We start from the raw sequence: 19,250 nt of genomic DNA on the forward strand, positions 1-19,250 counted from the left end.
CCCCTCTCTCCGACTGCGGAGGGAGGGGGCGCCCACGCCAAAGCTTTCTCGCTAGTCCCCCCTGCCCCTTGCCTGCCCCATCAGTCCCTGCGGCCGATAGATCAGGAAAAGCGTCAGCAGCCCGAACGCCACGATGTCCTTGTAGGCGAGCGCGAAATAGGCTGACCAGAAGGTCTCGACCAGCCCCAGCAGGGCGCCGCCGAGCATCGCCCCCGGCACCGAGCCGATGCCGCCGACCACCGCTGCGGCCAGCGCCTTGAAGCCGATCAGGTAACCGGTGAAGAAGTTCACCCCGCCGTAATAGAGCGCGATCACCGCCCCCGCCGCCGCGGCCAGTCCGCCGCCGATGGCGAAGGTCGCCGCCACCGTGCGGTTGACGTCCACCCCCACCAGTTCCGCCGCCGCGATGTCGTCGGTGCAGGCGCGATGCGCCCGGCCGAAGGCGGTGCGCTGCATGATTCCCCAAAGCGCGGCATAAAGCCCGCCCGTCAGCACCAGGATCGCCAGCTGCGCGGTCAGCGCGGTGACGGTGAAGGCGCCGTCGCTCAGCAGGTCGTAGCGTCCGGTCAGCACCGGCGCCGGCCACCAGTCGCGCGCGCCATGCAGCAGCCGTACCCCCTCCTGATAGGCAATGGACAGCCCGACCGCGACGATCAGCGGCGTGTGGCTGCGCACCCCGCGCAGTCGGCGGAAGACCAGCCGGTCCATCGTCCAGCCCTGTACCGCGGTGAAGCCGATCACCAGCACCAGCACGCCCAGCAGCGCCGGCGGCCATGTCGCCCAGCCGGCCATGCCGAGCCCGGCCGCCGCCATCGCCGTCACCATGGCGCCGACCATCGTCAACTCCCCCATCGCCAGATTGATCTGGCCGAGGATGGCGTAGACCAGCGTGTAGCCCAGCGCGAGCAGCCCATAGACGCAGGCGACGGTGGCGGCATTGATGATTTGTTGGGCCAGAAACAGGGCGGGCGTCCAGCGCGTCGGCGGCGGCCTTTCAGTCTCGACGACCCCGCCGATGGCGTCGCGCGGCGGCTTGATGCGCAGCCATTGCTGGAGCATGGCGAAGCGCATCTCGGTCAGCCAGCCGCTGCGATCGGTCGCCACCGCCACCAGGGTGCGCCGCCCCTCCTCCATCGACGTGCCGGCGAAACGGCAGGCGATCCAGTGGGACTGGCTGCCGCTGCGGTAATCGACGCGCAGCACCCGCTTGTCCTCAGTGTAGCTGCGGGTGGACAGGTCGGTGACGCGGCCGGGTTCGAAGGCCGGGATCAGTTTCCGGCACAGCACATCCTGGTCGGCATCGACGCCGCACCCGGTGAGCATCAGCAGGACGAGGCACAACAGCGGCAGAATGCGGAGCACGGAACCGCCCGGTCAGGTGGGACGGTTCAGCCTACCGACAATTTGGAAGGGTGGGAAGCGCCGGCACTGTGCCCCCACCCGTCCCTTCACTCCACCATGTAATCGCGCACCAGCAGCTCGGCGATCTGCACGGCATTCAGCGCGGCGCCCTTGCGCAGGTTGTCGGCGACGCACCAGAAGGACAGGCCGTTCTCCACCGTGATGTCGTCGCGGATGCGGCTGACGAAGACCGGGTTTTCGCCGGCGATCTCCACCGGGGTGACATAGCCGTCGCCGGTCTGCAGGTCGATCACCGAGATGCCGGGGGCGGCGCGCAGGACGAGGCGGGCCTCCTCGGCGCTGATCGGTTCCTCCGTCTCGATGTTGATCGACAGGGCATGGCCGATGAAGGTCGGCACGCGGACGCAGGTGGCGGCGACCTTGATCTTCGGATCGAGGATCTTCTTGGTCTCCACCGTCATCTTCCACTCTTCCCTGGTGGAGCCGTCCTCCATGAAGCTGTCGATGTGGGGGATGACGTTGAAGGCGATCTGTTTGGGGAAGACGCTCTTGGCGACCGGATCGTTGACGAAGATGGCGCGGGTCTGGGTGAACAGCTCGTCCATCGCCTCCTTGCCGGCGCCCGACACCGACTGGTAGGTCGACACCACGACGCGGCGGATCTTGAAACGGTCGTGCAGGGGCTTCAGCGCCACCGCCATCTGGATGGTGGCACCGTTGGGGTTGGCGATGATGCCGCGCTTGCGATAGCCGACCAGCGTCTCCGGGTTCACCTCCGGCACCACCAGCGGCACGTCGGGATCCATGCGGAACTGCGAGGTGTTGTCGATCACCATGGCCCCGGCGGCGGCCGCCCGCGGCACATGGATGGCCGACACCTTGGCGCCGGGCGACGACAGCACGATGTCCACGCCATGGAAGTCGAACTTGTTGAGATCCTGGACCTTGAGGATCTCGTCCTCGCCATAGGACACCTCCTGGCCGATCGACTTCTCGGAGGCGAGCGCGATGACCTTGTCGGCCGGGAACTTCCGCTCGGCCAGCGTTTGCAGGATCTCGCGCCCGACATTGCCGGTGGCGCCGATGACCGCGACGGTATAGCCCATGACGGGGGTTTCCTTCTGCCGAATATCCGCGAAAACAAGAATGGTGCCGGAGGGCGTTAGGAGCTAGGCACTTTCCCTGCGAATTGCAACCCGTCCCACATCAAACCTGCCTTCCAGCCGGGTTGACATGCGATGGAAGGCGGCGGGAAGATTCCGTCCCTCAACAGTGCCCGAACGGGCCTCCAGGGAGACTTCACGGATGACCAGCTTCAAGCGCGGCCTCATTGCGCAGACAGTTCTTGGTGCCGCCGCTCTCGCCCTCGCCGGTTTCGCCGCCCCCGCCCTTGCCGACACGCCGAAGGACGCGCTGGTGATGGCGTGGCAGTTCGACGACATCGTCAGCCTCGACCCCGGCGAGATCTTCGAGCTGTCGGGTGCGGAATACAGCGCCCAGGTTTATGACCGGCTGATCCATTTCGACGTCAACGACGTCAGCAAGATCGAGGGCGAGGCCGCAGAAAGCTGGACCGTGTCGCCGGACGGCAAGACCTTCACCTTCAAGATCCGTGATGGCATCGCCTTCCATTCCGGCAACCCGATGACGGCCGAGGATGTGGCGTGGTCCTTCTCCCGCGCGGTGAAGATGAACAAGGGTCCGGCCTTCATCCTGACCCAGTTCGGCCTGACGCCCGAGAATGTCGACCAGATGGTGCGCGCCACCGATCCGAAGACTCTGGTCTTCACCACCGACAAGGTCTATGCGCCGACCTTCGTGCTCTATTGCCTGACCGCCGACGTGGCCTCCATCGTCGATTCCAAGCTGGTGAAGGGCAAGGAGAAGGACGGCGATTTCGGCGCCGGCTGGCTGAAGACCAACTCCGCCGGCTCCGGCCCCTTCATCCTGAAGCAGTGGAAGGCGAGCGAGCTGCTGACCTTCGACGCCAACCCGAAATACTGGCGCGGCGCCCCGAAGCTGAAGCGCGTGCTGATCCGCCACATCCCGGAACCGGCGACCCAGCGCCTGCTGCTGGAGAAGGGCGACGTCGATGTCGCGCGCAACCTGAAGCCGGAGCAGTTCGAACCGCTGAAGTCGAGCGACGCCATCCGTCTGGTCCAGGCGCCGAAGGGCACGCTGTGGTATCTCAGCCTGAACCAGAAGAACGCCACCCTGGCAAAGCCCGAGGTGCGCGAGGCCTTCAAGTATCTGGTCGACTATGACGGCATGGCCGGAACCATCATGAACGGCATCGGCGCCGTCCATCAGGCCTTCCTGCCCAAGGGTTTCCTGGGGGCCGTCAACGACAACCCCTACAAGTACGATCCGGCCAAGGCGAAGGAGCTGCTGGCGAAGGCCGGCTATCCCGATGGCTTCACCGTCAGCATGGACGTCCGCAACACCAATCCGACCCAGGACATGGCCCAGGCGATCCAGGCCAGCGCCGCCAAGGCCGGCATCAAGATCGAGATCATCCCCGGCGACGGCAAGCAGGTGCTGACCAAGTACCGCGCCCGCAACCATGAGCTGATGATCCAGCAGTGGGGTGCGGACTATCAGGACCCGAACTCCAACGCCGACACCTTCGCCTCCAACCCGGACAACGGCGACAACGCCAAGTCCAAGCCGCTGGCCTGGCGCAACGCCTGGGACATTCCGGAACTGACCAGGAAGACCGCCGCCGCCATCGAGGAGCGCGACGGCGCCAAGCGCGCCCAGATGTACGAGGAGCTTCAGCGCTCGGTCCTCGCCGACTCGCCCTTCGTCATCATGTTCCAGCAGACCGAGATGGTCGCCGAGCGCAAGAGCGTCAACGGCCTCGTCTGGGGCCCGAGCTTCGACACCAACTACTACTGGAAGGCCGAGAAGAAGTAAGATGCGGGGGGCTCACCGCCCCCCTCTTTCTTGGGTCCATGGGCTCACCCCCAGGCGCGCACATCCTCGACCACCACGGCGAGGCTGTCGGACAGGCCGGTCAGCACGCCGCGCTGGATGTCGGCCGCCGGCACCACGCCGCCCTTGCCGTCCGGCAGATCGCGGGTGGCAGTGGCCGACGCCACGACCGTCACTCGCCAGCCATGGTCCACCGCCGACCGCGCCGTGCTGCTCACGCAGTTGTGGGTCATGAAGCCGGCGACGATCATCTCCGTCCGCCCGCTGTCGCGCGCCACAGTCTGCAAGTCGGTCCCGGCGAAGGCATTGGCGAGCTTCTTGACGATCACCGGTTCCCCGTCGCGCGGGGCGACGGCCGGGACGATCTGCGCCAGCGGCCCGGTGGGGTCGAACACCGGGGCGCCCGCCGCAGTGTGATGGACGATGTGGATCACCGGCACGCGGTTGGCACGGGCCAGCACCAGCAGTTCCGCGGCCCGCTCCACCGCGGCATCGACACCCGACAGCCGCAGGGCGCCGTCGGTGTATTCGCGCTGAAGGTCGATCAGCACCAGCACCGCCTTGTCCAAGGGGGCGGGGGTGGCCGGCGCACCGACGATCTGGCGCAGGGTCCGAGCAGGAAAAGTCGTCATCGCGAGAGGCTCCGTGGTCGCTGAAAATCGATGACGGCGATGCTGCCCCGTTCACCGATGCTCAGCCATCCGCTATGCTTGCACGATGGCTGTCCAAAAATTCACAGGCCCGCTCGATTGGGACGATTTGCGTGTGTTCCTGGAACTGGCCCGCGCCGGCAGCCTGTCGGCGGCGGCCCGCAGCCTGCGGCTGAGCCACGCCACGGTCGGGCGCCGGCTGGCCGCGCTGGAGGCAACGCTCGGCCGCAGCCTGATGGAGCGCCGGCCCGACGGCTATGTCCTCACCGGGGACGGTGAAGGCGTCCGCGCCCTGGCCGAGGCGATGGACGAACGGGCACAGGCGATCAGACGCCGCGAAGGCGACGCGGCCGGGCTGACCGGCACCGTGCGGCTGACCATGACCCAGGCGCTGGCCGACATCTTCCTGATCCCCCGGCTGGGACCGCTGCGGACAGCCAACCCTGGCCTGGACCTGGAGATCATCGTCGACAACCGCACCCTCAGCCTCGCTCGGCGGGAGGCCGATCTGGCGATCCGGCTGGCCCGGCCGCAGCGCGGCGATCTGGTCGGGCGGCGGCTGGCGACGCTGGGCTATGGGCTGTATGCGGCACCGGACGCGTCCGACACCCTGATCGCCTACGACGAGTCGATGGCGGAATTGCCGGAGGCTTTGTGGCTGGACCGTCATGGCGGCGGCCGGCGTGTCGCCTTCCGCTCCAACAGCGTGCAGGGGCAGCTTGCGGCGGCGGTCGCCGGCTTCGGCACCGCCTTCCTGCCCTGCATGCTGGCGGACGGCGTGCCGGGACTGGTGCGGCAGCCGTTGTCCGGTCCGCCGCCCTGCTCGCCATTAACCCGCGAGGTCTGGCTGCTGGTTCACCGCGACCGCCGCGACGTGCCGCGGGTACGCACGGTGATCGAGCATCTGGTGGCCGTCTTCACCGCGGAGCGGGAAAGGCTGGAAGGCGGTTGACGATGCCCCGCCACCTCCACCACCCTCCTTCAGCTGTCGCCACAAAAGGCTTGTCCGCCATGTCGTTCCGCTCCCTGTGTCTGGTGGGCCTCGCCATCGTCGCGGCAGTCCCCGCCCACGCGCAGTCCCGGCCCAATGACGAAACCTTCACCAACACGGTTGTCGCAGCCGGGAAAAGCGTCACCCGCACGCAATGCGCCGAGTTTGAGGCGCTGGAAACCGCCAGCTGGGTGGAGGTCGACGGTCGCGGCGAATGCCTGCGCTATTACGCGGCCGGCCTGAAGCCCGGCTCAAATCCGATCGTCGCGGCCTGGATGCATGGCGACGTGATGGGTTCCAGGCCGCAGCAGATCGGGCATCAGGAGGGGTTGAGCGTCGCCGGCATGATCGAACAGGAACGGGTCTTGTCGGCACGCTTCGGCGTGCCCTTCATTTTCCTGGCCCGTCCGGGAGCTTATGGCAGTTCCGGCAAATTCTGGACCATGCGCCATACCCCGCGCGAGGCGGCGCTGATGAACGCCCATCTCGATCTGCTCAAGAAGCGCTATGGCATCGGGCAATGGTCGCTCGGTGGAAGCAGTGCCGGAGGCACGCTGACGGCCGAATTCCTGGCCCGCCGCACCGACCTGAAATGCGCCGTCATCTCGTCCGGTGCCTCCGCTTACGAAGCCTACCTCCAGGCGCATGGCGTCAAGACCCGCTTGGCAAAGCCGGAGACTTGGTTCGATCCCTACCGCTCGCTCGACCTGATTCCCAACAATCCGGCGCGCCGGATCTTGGTCATCGGAGATCCGCGGGAAACGAATGTGCTGTTCCGTACCCAACGACTGTATTTCGACGGCTTGGCGGCACGGGGGCACAAGGCCTGGTTGGTCCCGCTCGAACGGGCCCGGCCGCCCCGCTACCACGGTCTGGTCGATTTCGGCGAAACCGCCACCGGCCTCTGCGCCCAGGGCGTCGAAACGGACAGTCTGTTGAAGACGCTCCAATTCATGCCCGAGCAGCCGGAGCGGATCAGCAATTGACCCAATTCAGTAACGCGCCGACATGAAATACAACCCGTCCGGCGGACAGGTCGGCCCCGCCTTGGCACGGTCGCGGGCATCCAGCGCACGGCGGACGTTGTCCACTGTCCATTTGCCGGCACCGACCAGTTCCAGCGTGCCGACCATGTTGCGGACCTGATGGTGCAGGAACGAGCGCGCGGCGGCATGGACGCGGATCTCTTCGCCCTGCCGCTCCACGGCCAGCCGGTCCAGCGTCTTCACCGGCGACTTGGCCTGACACAGCGCGGCGCGGAAGCTGGAGAAGTCATGCTGGCCGACCAGCACCTGCGCCGCTTCATGCATCGCCTCGGCGTTCAGCGGACGGGTGACGTGCCAGGCCCGGCCGGCATCGAGCGCCAGCGGCGCGCGGCGGTTGACGATGCGGTAGACATAGGCGCGGCCGGTCGAGGTCAGGCGGGCGTGGAACTCCTCCGTCACCGCCTCCACCTCCAGCACCGCGATGGGCGCTGGCTTCAGGTGGAAGTTCAGGGCGTCGCGCAGCTTCAGGCCGGTGAAGGGCTTTTCCAGATCGAAATGGCAGACCTGACCCAACGCATGCACGCCGGCGTCGGTGCGGCCGGAGCCATGGACCCGCACCACCTCGCCCGACAGGCGGTGCACCGCCTCCTCCAGGCTCTGCTGGACAGAGGGGCCGTTGTCCTGGCGCTGCCAGCCGACGAAGGGGCGGCCGTCATACTCAACGGTCAGTTTCCAGCGCTGCACGATGGTCAATCCGCCACGGGTTCGGCGGCTTCGGAAGCGGAGACCGGCTGCCCGACCGCCAGCGCGAATCCGCGCAGGAAGGCCGCACCATCCACCGGAGCCTTGCCCGGCCGCTGCACCCTGGTCAGCCGCACCGCCCCGTCGGCGCAGGCGACCGTCAGCCGGTCGTCGAGCAGCGTGCCCGGCGTGCCGGTGCCGGAGGCGGGTTCGGCGGCGAGAACCTTGATGCGCTCACCATTGGAAGCATCGAACCAGCAGCCGGGCCAGGGGGTCAGGGCGCGAACCTGCCGCTCGACATGGGCGGCGGGTTGGTTCCAGTCGAGCCGGCCATCCTCACGCGTCAGCTTGGCGGCGTAGGTTACGCCCTCTTCCGGCTGCGGCACGGCGGCCAACGTGCCGGCGGCCAGCCCGTCCAGCGCCGGGACGATCATGCGGGCGCCGAGTGCGGCCAGCTCGTCATGCAGGCTGCTGGCGGTGGTGGCGGGGGTGATGGCCACCGCTTGCCGAGACAGCATGGCGCCGGTGTCGAGCCCGATGTCCATCTGCATGATGGTGATCCCGGTCTCGGCATCGCCGGCCAGGATGGAGCGCTGGATCGGCGCCGCCCCGCGCCAGCGCGGCAGCAGCGAGCCATGGACGTTGACGCAACCCAGCCGCGGCGCGTCGAGGATCGGCTGCGGCAGGATCAGGCCATAGGCGGCGACCACGGCGGCATCGGCCTTGAGATCGGCGAACTCGGCCTGGGCCTCGGCATTGCGCAGGCTCTTGGGCGTGCGCACGGGGATGCCCTGCTCCTCGGCGAAGCGGTGGACGGGCGATTTCTGCACCTGCTGGCCGCGGCCGGCCGGGCGCGGCGGCTGGCTGTAGACGCAAACGACCTGATGCCCCGCCTCGATCAGCGCGGCAAGGCTGGGCACGGCGAAATCCGGCGTACCCATGAAAACGAGACGGAGCGGGGTCATTGGATTTTTATCGCCGATCTGCTGCGCGGCTGGTCAGGCCGTGGCCTTCTGCATCTTCTGGACCTTCTTCAGCAGGATGTTCCGCTTCAGCATCGACAGGTAGTCGACGAACAGAACGCCGTTCAGATGGTCGATCTCGTGCTGGATGCAGGTGGCGAGCATCCCGTCGGCCTCGATCTCCTGCGGCTGGTTCTTTTCATCCAGATAGCGGACGCGGATGCGCACAGGCCGGGTGACGTCGGCGTACTGTTCCGGCACCGACAGGCAGCCTTCCTCGCACACCGCCTTCTCGTCCGACGACCAGACGATTTCCGGGTTGGCGAGGCGGATCGGGTTCGGCGGCTCGCCCTTCTCATGGACGTCGACGACGATGACACGGTCGAGCACACCGACCTGCGGAGCGGCCAGACCGATGCCGGCGGCGTCGTACATGGTCTCCACCATGTCGTCCATCAGCTTGACGACGCGCGCATCCACTTCGGCGACGGGTTGCGCCTTGCGCTTCAGGATCGGATGCGGGGCGACGAGGATCGGAAGACGGGCCATGGGTGCTCGATGCTGGTAAGGGAAAGTTCAAACGGACAAAGTAGGCGGACCGAGCGTTTCGGTCAAGGAATCGGACCTATGCGAACGATGCAGAACCGCCCGCCGTGCGGGGTTGCGCCCGGCGCCGGTTGGGCGTAGTCGATGCCGATCATGCCGGATGCCACCACCGCTCCCTCCCCGCCGCCGCGCTGGACTCAGGACGCCGCCCTGGCGCTGGTGTTCCTGACCCGCCTGCCCCTTCCCCCCTTCGGCCCGCTGAATGGCCTGCTCAGCGGCCCCTTGGCCGAGGGCGCATCGGCGCGGGCGATGGGCTGGTTTCCGCCGGTCGGCGCGCTGATCGGGCTGGCCGGCGCGGCGGTGTACGCCGCCGCCGCCACCCTGCACCTGCCGCCGCTGGCCGGCGCGCTGCTGGCCCTGGCGGCAACCGTCCGGCTGACCGGTGGGCTGCACGAGGACGGGGCGGCCGACGTGGCCGACGGCTTCGGCGGCGGGCGCGACCCGGCGCGCAAGCTGGAGATCATGCGCGACAGCCGGGTCGGCAGCTATGGCGTGCTGGCGCTGGTCTTCTCGGTGGGCATCCGCGCCGCCGCCCTGGCCGCCCTGCCAGTGCCGGCGGCGGTCGCGGCGATGGCGGCAAGCGGCGCCCTGTCGCGCTGCGGGCTAGCGGCGATGGCCCGCGTTTTGCCGGCGGCCCGGCGCGACGGGCTGGCGGCAGCGCAGGGCCGGCCGGCGATGGCGACGGTGCTGCTGGCGCTCCTCTTCGGCATCGCAATCGCCGCCGTGGCGCTCGGCGGACTTGTCCTTCCCGCGCTTGCGGCGGCTCTCCTGGCGGTGGCCGCGGTGGCGGCGCTTGCCCGGCGGCAGATCGGCGGTCACACCGGCGACGTTTTCGGCGCGGCGCAGCAGGCGGCGGAGGCCGCGGTGCTGCTGACCCTGTCGGCCCTCATTGGACCAGCGGCCATCGGAGCAGCGGCATGACCGCCTTGAGCATCACCCCCCTGACCGTCACCCGCTGGTGGCTGATCCGCCATGCGCCGGTCCGCAATCCGGACAACGTCATCTGCGGGTCGAGCGACCGCGAGGCCGACACCGGCAACCGCGCCGCGGCAGATGCCCTCGCAGCCGGCCTGCCCACCGACGCCCTGTGGCTGACCAGCCCGCTGCGCCGCAGCCGCCAGACCGCCCAGGCCCTGTGGAGCCGTAACCCCCGCTTTGCCGGCACCGCCGTGGTAGAGCCGACGCTGGCCGAGCAGGATTTCGGCGACTGGGAGGGCATCAGCCACGACACCGCGGCCCGCCGCGATGCCGAGGCGGCGGCGCGCTTCTGGGCCGACCCGGCCCGCCATGCCCCACCGGGCGGCGAGAGCTTCGCCACGGTGATGGACCGCACGGCGGACGCGCTGCTGCGGCTGACCGACCTCCATGCCGGACGCGATCTGGTTGCGGTGATCCATGCCGGCACCATCCGCGGCGCGCTGGCACTGGCGCTCGATCTGACGCCGGAGGCGGCGCTGCGCCTGCGGATCGACCCCTGGTCGCTGACCCGGATCGACCACCACCACGCCGGGACGGGATCCTGGTCTGTCGGGGGAGTGAATCAGCAGGCCGGAACTTTCTGACCGCGGCGGGCGTTCCCCAGTCTCAGTTGGGCTACCGAACGAGAGGCAGACCATGGTCCATAGCACCACCGCCGGCCACGGCCACAGCCCCGACCAGGGCGATGTCAAGAAGCTCTGGGAGATGATGAAGGGCGTCCAGGTCGCGATGATGACCACGCTGGACGACAACGGCCGGATGAACTCCCGTCCGATGGCGACGCTGTCCCATGCCGGGTTCGAGGACGGCACCCTGTGGTTCTTCACCCGCGCCCATTCCGAGAAGGTGGACGAGATCGACCGCCACTGGCGCGTCAACCTCGCCTATGCCAACCCCGACAAGCAGGATTACGTGTCCGCCTCCGGCGTCGCCGAAGTCGTGCGCGACCGCGAAAAGAATCCGCTTCCTGTGGCGCGACATCATGACCACGTGGTTCCCCCAGGGTCCGGACGATCCCGAGGTGGCGCTGCTGAAGGTGTCGGTCGATCAGGCGGAATATTGGGACAGCCCGTCGAGCACCATGGTCTACGCCTATGGCTATGTGAAGGCGAAGCTGACCGGCCAGTCGCCGGACCCGGGCGACCACGCCAAGATCGCGTTCCAGTAATCGCGTTTTGGTGAAAGCCGGCTGTAGATGCCGGCCTGACACGAAAAAGCCCTCCCTGCCGACCGCGAGGCCAACAGGGAGGGCTTTTTCATTCAAGGCTTAAGAAGCGCGGGGGGCGCTGCTTACCAGCTCTTCGCACGGGCTGCCGGCTTGCCGTTGCCGTGGGCTTCACGACGGGCATGGCCATGGTCCGGGCGGGCGTCGCCGCGGTGGTTGTCATTGCGGGCATAGTCCGGACGCGGACCGCGCGGGGCGTGCGGGCCCTTGGACTCGCCGTTGCGGTGCCACGGCTTGCCGGCGCCGCCACCCGGACGGCCGTTGCGACCGGCCGGACGGCCGGCGCCGCCGGTGGTGAAGGGACGCGTCGGCTCCAGGCCGGGCACCACATGCACCTCGAGCGTCGCCTTCGTGTAGCGCTCGATGCGGACCAGCGTCTCGCGGTCGGCGCGGGCGGCGAAGGAGATCGCAACGCCCGAGGCGCCGGCGCGGCCGGTGCGGCCGATGCGGTGGACATAGTCCTCCGCCGAACGCGGCAGGTCGAAGTTGATGACGTGGGTGATGTCGCGCACGTCGATGCCGCGGGCGGCGACGTCGGTGGCGACCAGCAGGCGGACCTGACCGGTGCGCAGGCGCTGGAGCGTGCGGTTGCGCTTGGTCTGGTCCATGTCGCCGTGCAGGGCGGCGGCGGCATGGCCGGCGGCGCTCAGCTCCTCGGCCAGCGTGTCGGCATCACGCTTGGTGGCGGCGAAGATGATCGCCTTGCCGACCTCTTCCTGGGCGGCGAAATGCTGCAGCAGGCGGCGCTTGTGGTCGAGATCGTCGGCATGGTGCAGACGCTGCTCGACGTTGATCGCGGTCGCCTGGCTCTCGACGGCCACGCGCTCCGGGTTGCGCAGCAGGTTGCCGGCCAGCTGCGCCATGCGGCGGTCCAGCGTGGCGGTGAACAGCATGGTCTGGCGCGTCGGCGGGCAGCACTTGGCGATGGTCTCGACATCGTCGAGGAAGCCCATGTCCAGCATGCGGTCGGCCTCGTCGAGGATCAGCACCTCGACCTCGTCCAGCGCGATGCGGCGGCGGGCGACATGGTCCAGCAGGCGGCCCGGGGTGCAGACGAGAACGTCGACCGGACGCGACAGCAGGCGCAGCTGCTCGCGGTAGGGCATGCCGCCGACCACGTCCACGATGTTCAGCTTCATGAACTTCGCGTATTTGCGGGCGGCGTCGGTGACCTGCTTGGCCAGCTCGCGGGTCGGGGCCAGAACCAGCACGCGTGGGGTGGCGGCGCCGTTCAGCGGCAGCTCGGCGGTGCGGGTCAGCGCCGGCAGCATGAAGGCGGCGGTCTTGCCGGTGCCGGTCTCGGCGGTGGCGAGGATGTCACGGCCCTGGAGCGCCGGCGGAATGGCGGCGAGCTGGACCGGGGTCGGGGTGGTGTATTCGAACGCCTCGAGGGCCTTCAGGACGAGCGGGTGCAGGCCGAGTTCGGAAAACGTCAAGTCGTAACAACCTTCTCAAAGCAACACGGCACAGCCCCGCGCGCCCCGATGGCGGGCGTGGGACATACCGGCGGACTCGCCGGGAGGAGGTCGATAGAGGGAGAGGCGTCTATCCGATGCAGCGGCCAAAGCGTCCCTAGAACACCGGGACGTTTGCCCCCAGGAGGGCTGCCGTTGCGCAATCACAGCGCGTCTCGCTCAAGAGACGCGCGAGCCTCCAGCGAACAAGACGCCCTACATAGGCTATTGCGCCGCACAAAACAAGGCTGATCGCAGAATGAGCCCCGCGTGCCTCACTTGACGACCATGCGTTCGATGTAGATGTCGCGGAACAGGCCGGTGCCCGCCTCGCGGTTGACGGCATCCTTGATGCGCGCCTTCAGAATGTCGGCGGAGCCGGGGCCGGTCAGGGTTTCGCTGTCGATCCGGCCGATGGTCTGGAACAGCCGGTCGGCGATGCGGTCCTGATAGCGCAGGATGCGGTCGGGCTCGATCTTCGGCGCAAGCACCAGCGAGACCTGCATCTCCAACGCCCGAACGCTGCCCAGCGGCACCTCGATGGCAGGCAGCCGCGCCAATTGCGGCTTCGGCCCCATCCGCGCCTCGATCCGCCGCTGGTCCAGGATGCGGTCCAGCGCGATGCCGCCGGCATAGGCCAGCCCGGCCAGCGTGAACAGGGCGATCAGGACGACGATCAGCAGACGGGCGGGGTTTCCCGGCTCCGGCTGGGCGTCTTGGTGCGGCGCCAGCTCGTCCCGCAACGGGTCGGGCGGCGGGGTCGAGAACAGGTTTCCGTGCAGCGTGCGGTGCGTGGCCATGGTCGGCCTCCTGGGGTCGGCCTCCTGCGGGCCGGGCGGGAGCAGTGTGGAGCGTAGTGCGTCGGGTGTTAAGATTCGGTGGAGGGACGCACCCTGTCTCACCGCACGCAGTCGGCAAGCCCGTCCCGCCGCACCACCGCCATCCGCCGCTCGATCACCCCGGCGCGGCGGGTGACATAGGCGCTGGGCCGGGTGGGCGACCAGTTGCGCGGGCTGGGCAGCACCACCGCCAGCAGCGCGGCCTCGCGCCGGGTCAGGGCCGCGGCCGATTTGTTGAAATGGTGCCGCGCCGCCGCCTCGGCGCCATAGACGCCGTCGTCCCACTCCACGATGTTCAGATAGACCTCCAGGATGCGGCGCTTGCTCCACAGGCTTTCGATCAGCAGGGTGAACCACGCCTCCGCCCCCTTGCGGGTCCAGCTGCGGTCGGGCCAGAGGAAGGCGTTCTTGGCGGTCTGCTGGCTGATCGTGCTGCCGCCGCGCAGCCGCCGGCCCTCCTCGTTCTCCTCGAAAGCGCCCTCGATAGCCGCCCAGTCGAAGCCGCCATGACCGCAGAAGCCGGTGTCCTCTGAGGCGATCACCGCCTCGACCAGCGCGGGGGAGATGCGCTCCAGCGGTTCCCAGTCGCGCGACAGACCGGAACCGCCCAGCGCCCGGATCAGCATCAGCGGCGTCGCCGGCGGCGGCACGACCCGGTAGAGCGCCGCCCACAGGATGGTAAAGGCCATCAGCCCCGCGATCCCGATCAGCGCCCAGCGCAGCAGTTTCCGCATACAGCTCCGTCTCCGCTCGGCTCCCCCGGACTTCCCTCAATGGGGGTGAGGCGGCGTTCCGTCAACATGCGGCGCTCGCTTTGCGGCACGCCACCGCCATATAGTGCCGCCGATGGACCTGACCGCCGACCCCACCCCGATCAACAGTCTCGACAACGCGCCCGCCATGGTGGCCGGCGCGCGCCGTGTCGTGTCGCTGACCCTCGACGGCGAGGTCGAGGAGCTGTCGCTGGCTGCCGCCGCGGCGAAGGTGCGCCGCCAGCCGCCTCTGGTCTGCCATGCCCGCGCCTTCGCCCGCCGGCTGGGGATCGACGCCTTCCCGGCCTTCGACGTGCTGGAGCTGTTCGCCTTCGTCCACCCTGCCCGTTTCTGCGTCCCCACCCCGCGCGGCATCGCCGAGGCGCTCGACCTGCCCACGCCTGAGGGTCACGAGGCTGAGGCGCTGGCTCTCCAGCGCGCCGTGCGTCGTCTGCTGGGCGACCTCGGGGCAGCCGGACGGGAGGAGTCCTCCGACCCCGTCGCCTTCGCCTGGGAGATGGGGCGCGCCGGCTGGCCCTGGACGTCGGCGGTGCTGGCCGCGCTCGGCAAGCCGGACGGCCCGGAGAAGGGTGCGGCCCGCTCGGGCCTGCGCGTCTGGACCCGGATCAAGGAGTGGGAGGAGGGCGCACCGCCGCCGCCGCCCGCCCAGAACCCGGTCGATCCGGACGAGGCGCGCCGCCGCCTCGCCGCCATGCTGTCGGCCAATGTGCTGGGCAGGATCGCGGAACCGCGGCCGCAGCAGGCCGACTATTCCAGCGCGGTGTCCGCCGCCTTCGCCCCGCGCCAGCTGCCCGACACGCCGAATGTCGTGCTGGCGGAGGCCGGGACCGGCGTCGGCAAGACGCTGGGCTATCTGGCGCCGGCCACGGTGTGGGCAGAGAAGAATGGCGGGACGGTGTGGATCTCCACCTACACCCGCAATCTCCAGCACCAGATCGACGCCGAGCTGGACCGGCTCTATGCCGACCCGGCGACCAAGGCGCGCAAGGTGGTGCTGCGCAAGGGGCGCGAGAACTACCTATGCCTGCTGAATCTGGAAGAGGCGGTGCGCGCCATGCCGTTTCAGCCGCACAACGCCGTCGGCGTCGGGCTGATGGCGCGCTGGGCGGCGGCGACGCGCGACGGCGACATGACCGGCGGCGACTTCCCCGGCTGGCTGGTCGACATCGCCGGGCGCGGGCCGACCATGGGGCTGGCCGACCGCCGCGGCGAGTGCATCTATTCCGCCTGCGACCACTATGCCCGCTGCTACATCGAGAAGAGCGTGCGCCGCGCCCGCCGCGCCGACATCGTCATCGCCAACCACGCCCTGGTGATGGTGCAGGCGGCTCTCGGTGGCGGCGAGGAACCGACGCTGCCCAGCCGCTATGTCTTCGACGAGGGGCACCATGTCTTCGACGCCGCCGACAGCGCCTTTGCCGGCCATCTGACCTGCCGCGAGACTCAGGAGCTGCGCCGCTGGCTGCTGGGTGCCGAGGAGACCGGACGCAGCCGCGCCCGCGGCCTGAAGCGCCGGCTGGAGGACATCGTCGCCGGCGACGAGGAGGCTCTGCGCCATCTCGACGACATCCTGATCGGCGCCCGCGTCCTGCCGGCCGACGGCTGGTCGGCGCGTCTGGCCGCCGACAATCCCCAGGGACCGACCGAGCGCTTCCTGCTGTTGGCCCGCCAGCAGGTCTATGCCCGTACCGCCGGCCAGGGCGGCCCCTACAGCCTGGAGGCCGACAAGGCCTATCCGGTGGACGGCCTGCTGGAGGCCGCGGCGGAGCTGGAGCAGTCCCTGGTCCGCCTGTCCGAACCGGTGGAGGCGCTGGCCCGCCGGCTGGCCCAGCGGCTGGAGGATGAGAGCGCCGAACTCGACTCCGACCAGCGCCGCCGCATCGACGCGCTGTCGCGCAGCCTGAACCGTCGCGGGACCCTGACGGTCGAGGGGTGGCGTGCCATGCTGCGCACCCTGCCGACCGAGACGCCGTCGCATTTCGTCGACTGGTTCGCGGTGGAGCGGATCGACGGCCGCGACATCGATGTCGGGCTGTACCGCCACTGGGTCGATCCGACGGTGCCTTTCGCCGAGGCGCTGGCCGGTCCCGCCCATGGGCTGGTGGTGACCTCTGCCACGCTGACCGACGGCACCGGCGACATCGGCCAGGACTGGCGCGCGGCGGAGGACCGCTGCGGCGCCAGCCACCTGCCGGCCCCGGCGATCCGCGCCCAGGTCCCCTCCCCCTTCGATTACCCGAACCGCACCCGCGTCTTCGTCGTCAACGACGTGCGCAAGGACGATCTGGGACAGGTCTCGGCGGCCTACAAATCGCTGTTCCTGGCGGCGGGCGGCGGCGGGCTCGGCCTGTTCACCGCGATCAGCCGGCTGCGCGCCGTGCGCGACCGCATCGCCGAGCCGCTGGATCAGGCGAACATCCCGCTCTATGCCCAGCATGTCGATCCGCTGGATGTCTCGACCCTGATCGACATCTTCCGCAACGAGGAGCACGCCTGCCTGCTCGGTACCGACGCGGTGCGCGACGGGGTGGACGTGCCGGGGCGCAGCTTGCGCCTGATCGTCTTCGACCGCGTGCCCTGGCCGCGTCCCGACATCCTGCACCGCGCGCGGCGCGAGGCCTTTGGCCGCCGCCGCTACGAGGACATGATCACGCGGCTGCGCCTGAAGCAGGCCTTCGGCCGGCTGGTCCGCCGGGCCGACGACACCGGCGTCTTCGTCCTGCTCGACCCGATGATGCCGAGCCGGCTGGCCGGCGCCTTCCCCGACGGCGTGGAGATGCGGCGGGTCGGGTTGAAGCAGGCGGTCGAGGAGACAGCGGAGTTCCTGCGGGGGTGGTGAGGGGCAGTCTACCCCTCGCCATTTCCCGTTCTATGGCCTGTCAGGCGGCGCGCAACTCGCTGAGGAAGCTGTCCATCGCCTGCTTCAGCATCGCAGCCTGCCGGGTGAGATCGTCCGACGCATGCTTGACGTTGTTGGTGGCGGCCCCCGTTTCGTTCTCCGCCTGCTGAATACCCAGGACGTTGCGCGAAACCTCGGTCGTGCCGACCGCCGCCTGCTGGGCGTTGCGGCTGATTTCGGACGTGGCACCACTCTGCTGGTTCACCGATTGCGCCATATCGGCCGTGGAGTTGCTGATCTCCTCCACCTGACCGATGATGCTGCGCATCGCGCCGACCGTCCGGCCCGACGCCGCCTTGACCGCGCCGATCTGGTTGGTGATCTGCTCGGTCATCGCGTGGGTCTGGTTGGCAAGGTTCTTCACCTCGCTGGCGACGACGGCAAAGCCCTTGCCGGCCTCGCCGGCGCGGGCCGCTTCGATGGTCGCGTTCAACGCCAGCAGATTGGTTCTGGCTGGCCACCGCATTGATCGAAGCCACGATCTGATCGACCTGATCGATGGAGGCGGACAGCAGATCGAGTTGGCGCTGGGCCTCGCCGGCCCCTTCGGCGGCCAGGCGGGAGCGGTCGGCGGCACGCCCCACGCGGTCGGACAGCTCGCCGATCGAGGCGGACAGCTCCTCCGACGCGGCGGCGACCGTCTGGACATTGGCGCTCGCCTGCTCCGACGCGGCGGCGACGGCGGTGCACTGGGCGCCGACCTCTTCGACGGCGGCGGCCAGCTGCGACGAGGTGGCCTGCAACTCGGTCGCGGAACTGCCGACCGCATCGACGATGGAGCCGACCCGCTCTTCAAAGGACCGGGCCATGTCCAGAGTCCCCTGGCGCTTTTCCGCAGCCGCCTGGGCCTCGGCGTCCTTGGCGTCCTGCTCCAGTTGGCGCGTGCGGATCATGCTTTGCTTGAACACCTCCACCGTCCGCGCCATTTCGCCGACCTCGTCGCCACGGCCGGCCCCTGCCACCTCCGTCGTGGTGTCGCCGGTCGCCAGACGCACCATCGCGGCATTCAGGACGGCAACCGGACGACGGATGCCATAGACGACCAGCAGCGCGGACCCCACGGCACCGAAGACGAGGAGCCCGATCGCAATCGACAGGGAGTTGAACACCGTCTGGTTGGTCTTGACGGTCAGATCGTCGGACGAACGGTACACTCCGGCCGACACCTCGTCAGACAGCTTCGCCGCCATGTTGAAGGCCTCGACCACCTGGGGACGCCCTTCCTTCCCATAGATGGCGGCCGCTCCGGCATGATCGGCCTTCTCCTTCGCCGCGAAGACCTTGGGCAGCGAGGACTTCACCATTGCCGTCAGCTCAACGATCCGGGTCACCTTGTCCTTGTTTTCGGGCCTTGCCAGACGGTTCATCACCGCGCTCGAATCCGCGATGGCCGCCTGGATGTCGTCCATCGCCTTGACCAGAGGCGGAAGTCCCGCGGGATCCTGAAGCAGCAGCACGTTGTTGGCCTGACGGCCGAGGTTGGCGAGGTCGCCGCGCATGCGTTCCAGCTTCAGCGAAAACGTCACGTCTCCATCGATCAGGCTGCTGTAGCGGTCGTCGATCTCACCGATCCGGTTGCTCATGTAGATCGACAGTCCCAGCGTGATCAGGCTGAGAAGCGCCACCACTGCATAGATTTTCGTGCCGATCCGGAGATTTTCGATAAGTTTCACAACGACACCTCAGTTGATCCCTGAAAAAAGCGGTTTCCCTGCCGACTTCGACCGACACGGCGAAAGCATTTCCAGAATCACCTAGGTTAACACGGTAAAAATTGCCTTAAGGAACCGGCGGCAAACTGTTCAAAAGACAAACGGACCAAGCCAAAACAGAGACAATCTCTATGAGAT

The 19,250-nt window shown here is 68.7% G+C and carries 17 protein-coding genes and 2 pseudogenes; 8 read left to right on the top strand and 11 right to left on the bottom strand.

The annotated features are described in order from the left end of the window. Positions 1–51 precede the first annotated feature (51 nt). Together ACWPN8_RS12960 and ACWPN8_RS12965 are read right to left on the bottom strand one after the other, a co-directional pair. A complete protein-coding gene (locus ACWPN8_RS12960; RefSeq protein ID WP_492241022.1) occupies positions 52–1,362 on the bottom strand; it encodes a branched-chain amino acid ABC transporter permease in 1,311 nt (436 codons plus the stop codon). Positions 1,363–1,448: 86 nt separating this feature from the next. Beyond that, positions 1,449–2,468, bottom strand: coding sequence for an aspartate-semialdehyde dehydrogenase (locus tag ACWPN8_RS12965; protein WP_109445557.1), 1,020 nt, complete (start codon positions 2,466–2,468; stop codon positions 1,449–1,451). Positions 2,469–2,667: 199 nt separating this feature from the next. Between ACWPN8_RS12965 and ACWPN8_RS12970 the strand changes: the two genes are divergently transcribed. Beyond that, complete coding sequence (locus ACWPN8_RS12970; RefSeq protein WP_492241023.1) at positions 2,668–4,278, top strand: ABC transporter substrate-binding protein; 1,611 nt, start codon at positions 2,668–2,670, stop codon at positions 4,276–4,278. Positions 4,279–4,322: 44 nt separating this feature from the next. Here ACWPN8_RS12970 and ACWPN8_RS12975 read toward each other — a convergent pair whose 3' ends face one another. Continuing rightward, complete coding sequence (locus ACWPN8_RS12975; RefSeq protein ID WP_492241024.1) at positions 4,323–4,928, bottom strand: cysteine hydrolase family protein; 606 nt, start codon at positions 4,926–4,928, stop codon at positions 4,323–4,325. Between the two features lie 85 nt (positions 4,929–5,013). Here ACWPN8_RS12975 and ACWPN8_RS12980 point away from each other — a divergent pair, with 85 nt between their 5' ends. Both ACWPN8_RS12980 and ACWPN8_RS12985 read left to right on the top strand, forming a co-directional pair. Then, on the top strand, positions 5,014–5,898 hold the full coding sequence (locus ACWPN8_RS12980) for a LysR family transcriptional regulator (protein ID WP_109445551.1): 885 nt from the start codon (positions 5,014–5,016) through the stop codon (positions 5,896–5,898). 2 nt (positions 5,899–5,900) lie between these two features. Beyond that, on the top strand, positions 5,901–6,923 hold the full coding sequence (locus tag ACWPN8_RS12985; RefSeq protein ID WP_492241390.1) for an alpha/beta hydrolase family protein: 1,023 nt from the start codon (positions 5,901–5,903) through the stop codon (positions 6,921–6,923). Between the two features lie 6 nt (positions 6,924–6,929). Here ACWPN8_RS12985 and truA read toward each other — a convergent pair whose 3' ends face one another. Genes truA through def form a run of 3 tightly spaced genes read right to left on the bottom strand, consistent with a single transcriptional unit; the run spans position 6,930 to position 9,175 of the window. Then, positions 6,930–7,667 carry a tRNA pseudouridine(38-40) synthase TruA gene (gene truA / locus ACWPN8_RS12990; protein ID WP_492241025.1) on the bottom strand — a complete coding sequence of 246 codons (738 nt, stop codon included), beginning with the start codon at positions 7,665–7,667 and terminating at the stop codon, positions 6,930–6,932. 5 nt (positions 7,668–7,672) lie between these two features. Then, positions 7,673–8,629: a methionyl-tRNA formyltransferase gene (fmt, locus tag ACWPN8_RS12995; protein WP_492241026.1), complete on the bottom strand. Its 957-nt coding sequence runs from the start codon at positions 8,627–8,629 to the stop codon at positions 7,673–7,675. A gap of 33 nt (positions 8,630–8,662) precedes the next feature. Next, the gene (gene def / locus ACWPN8_RS13000) at positions 8,663–9,175 is read right to left on the bottom strand and encodes a peptide deformylase (protein ID WP_109445545.1); all 513 of its coding nucleotides are present in this window, start codon (positions 9,173–9,175) and stop codon (positions 8,663–8,665) included. Between the two features lie 141 nt (positions 9,176–9,316). Between def and cobS the strand changes: the two genes are divergently transcribed. The 4 genes and pseudogenes from cobS to ACWPN8_RS13020 all read left to right on the top strand — a co-directional run bounded on the left by cobS (position 9,317) and on the right by ACWPN8_RS13020 (position 11,378). Next, entirely contained in the window at positions 9,317–10,153 is an 837-nt protein-coding gene (gene cobS, locus ACWPN8_RS13005) for an adenosylcobinamide-GDP ribazoletransferase (RefSeq protein ID WP_492241027.1), read from the top strand. Further along, positions 10,150–10,794: a histidine phosphatase family protein gene (locus ACWPN8_RS13010; RefSeq protein WP_492241028.1), complete on the top strand. Its 645-nt coding sequence runs from the start codon at positions 10,150–10,152 to the stop codon at positions 10,792–10,794. The genes cobS and ACWPN8_RS13010 overlap by 4 nt, the downstream gene beginning before the upstream one ends. Before the next feature lie 148 nt (positions 10,795–10,942). Beyond that, positions 10,943–11,107, top strand: a pseudogene (locus tag ACWPN8_RS13015) (pyridoxamine 5'-phosphate oxidase family protein); the annotation flags it as partial. An 85-nt stretch (positions 11,108–11,192) separates the two neighbouring features. Next, positions 11,193–11,378 (top strand): pyridoxamine 5'-phosphate oxidase family protein, encoded by a 186-nt coding sequence (locus tag ACWPN8_RS13020; protein ID WP_492241029.1) that lies wholly within the window; start codon positions 11,193–11,195, stop codon positions 11,376–11,378. Positions 11,379–11,500: 122 nt separating this feature from the next. On the opposite strand, the gene ACWPN8_RS13025 is transcribed toward ACWPN8_RS13020, so the two are convergent. From ACWPN8_RS13025 to mtgA, 3 genes are all read right to left on the bottom strand, one after another. Beyond that, entirely contained in the window at positions 11,501–12,871 is a 1,371-nt protein-coding gene (locus ACWPN8_RS13025; RefSeq protein ID WP_109445539.1) for a DEAD/DEAH box helicase, read from the bottom strand. A gap of 293 nt (positions 12,872–13,164) precedes the next feature. After that, a complete protein-coding gene (locus ACWPN8_RS13030) occupies positions 13,165–13,689 on the bottom strand; it encodes a flagellar basal body-associated FliL family protein (RefSeq protein WP_492241030.1) in 525 nt (174 codons plus the stop codon). Positions 13,690–13,787: 98 nt separating this feature from the next. After that, positions 13,788–14,462, bottom strand: coding sequence for a monofunctional biosynthetic peptidoglycan transglycosylase (mtgA, locus tag ACWPN8_RS13035; RefSeq protein WP_109445535.1), 675 nt, complete (start codon positions 14,460–14,462; stop codon positions 13,788–13,790). A 112-nt stretch (positions 14,463–14,574) separates the two neighbouring features. Between mtgA and ACWPN8_RS13040 the strand changes: the two genes are divergently transcribed. Beyond that, positions 14,575–17,340, top strand: coding sequence for an ATP-dependent DNA helicase (locus ACWPN8_RS13040; protein ID WP_492241031.1), 2,766 nt, complete (start codon positions 14,575–14,577; stop codon positions 17,338–17,340). Between the two features lie 40 nt (positions 17,341–17,380). Here ACWPN8_RS13040 and ACWPN8_RS13045 read toward each other — a convergent pair whose 3' ends face one another. Beyond that, on the bottom strand, positions 17,381–18,169 hold the full coding sequence (locus tag ACWPN8_RS13045) for a methyl-accepting chemotaxis protein (RefSeq protein ID WP_492241391.1): 789 nt from the start codon (positions 18,167–18,169) through the stop codon (positions 17,381–17,383). Positions 18,170–18,305: 136 nt separating this feature from the next. Beyond that, a pseudogene (locus ACWPN8_RS13050) lies at positions 18,306–18,983 on the bottom strand (HAMP domain-containing protein); the annotation flags it as partial. Between the last annotated feature and the right edge of the window lie 267 nt (positions 18,984–19,250).

The sequence above is a fragment of the Azospirillum sp. UENF 112521 genome (assembly GCF_058780665.1).

What these genes read in the sequence shown, in the direction of transcription:
- ACWPN8_RS12965 (WP_109445557.1), bottom strand. Translation starts at nt 2,468, where the DNA reads ATGGGCTATACCGTCGCGGTCATCGGCGCCACCGGCAATGTCGGGCGC.
- ACWPN8_RS12970 (WP_492241023.1), top strand. Translation starts at nt 2,668, where the DNA reads ATGACCAGCTTCAAGCGCGGCCTCATTGCGCAGACAGTTCTTGGTGCC.
- ACWPN8_RS12975 (WP_492241024.1), bottom strand. Translation starts at nt 4,928, where the DNA reads ATGACGACTTTTCCTGCTCGGACCCTGCGCCAGATCGTCGGTGCGCCG.
- ACWPN8_RS12980 (WP_109445551.1), top strand. Translation starts at nt 5,014, where the DNA reads ATGGCTGTCCAAAAATTCACAGGCCCGCTCGATTGGGACGATTTGCGT.
- ACWPN8_RS12985 (WP_492241390.1), top strand. Translation starts at nt 5,901, where the DNA reads ATGCCCCGCCACCTCCACCACCCTCCTTCAGCTGTCGCCACAAAAGGC.
- fmt (WP_492241026.1), bottom strand. Translation starts at nt 8,629, where the DNA reads ATGACCCCGCTCCGTCTCGTTTTCATGGGTACGCCGGATTTCGCCGTG.
- def (WP_109445545.1), bottom strand. Translation starts at nt 9,175, where the DNA reads ATGGCCCGTCTTCCGATCCTCGTCGCCCCGCATCCGATCCTGAAGCGC.
- cobS (WP_492241027.1), top strand. Translation starts at nt 9,317, where the DNA reads ATGCCGATCATGCCGGATGCCACCACCGCTCCCTCCCCGCCGCCGCGC.
- ACWPN8_RS13010 (WP_492241028.1), top strand. Translation starts at nt 10,150, where the DNA reads ATGACCGCCTTGAGCATCACCCCCCTGACCGTCACCCGCTGGTGGCTG.
- ACWPN8_RS13020 (WP_492241029.1), top strand. Translation starts at nt 11,193, where the DNA reads ATGACCACGTGGTTCCCCCAGGGTCCGGACGATCCCGAGGTGGCGCTG.
- ACWPN8_RS13030 (WP_492241030.1), bottom strand. Translation starts at nt 13,689, where the DNA reads ATGGCCACGCACCGCACGCTGCACGGAAACCTGTTCTCGACCCCGCCG.
- mtgA (WP_109445535.1), bottom strand. Translation starts at nt 14,462, where the DNA reads ATGCGGAAACTGCTGCGCTGGGCGCTGATCGGGATCGCGGGGCTGATG.
- ACWPN8_RS13040 (WP_492241031.1), top strand. Translation starts at nt 14,575, where the DNA reads ATGGACCTGACCGCCGACCCCACCCCGATCAACAGTCTCGACAACGCG.
- ACWPN8_RS13045 (WP_492241391.1), bottom strand. Translation starts at nt 18,169, where the DNA reads ATGCGGTCGGCAGTTCCGCGACCGAGTTGCAGGCCACCTCGTCGCAGC.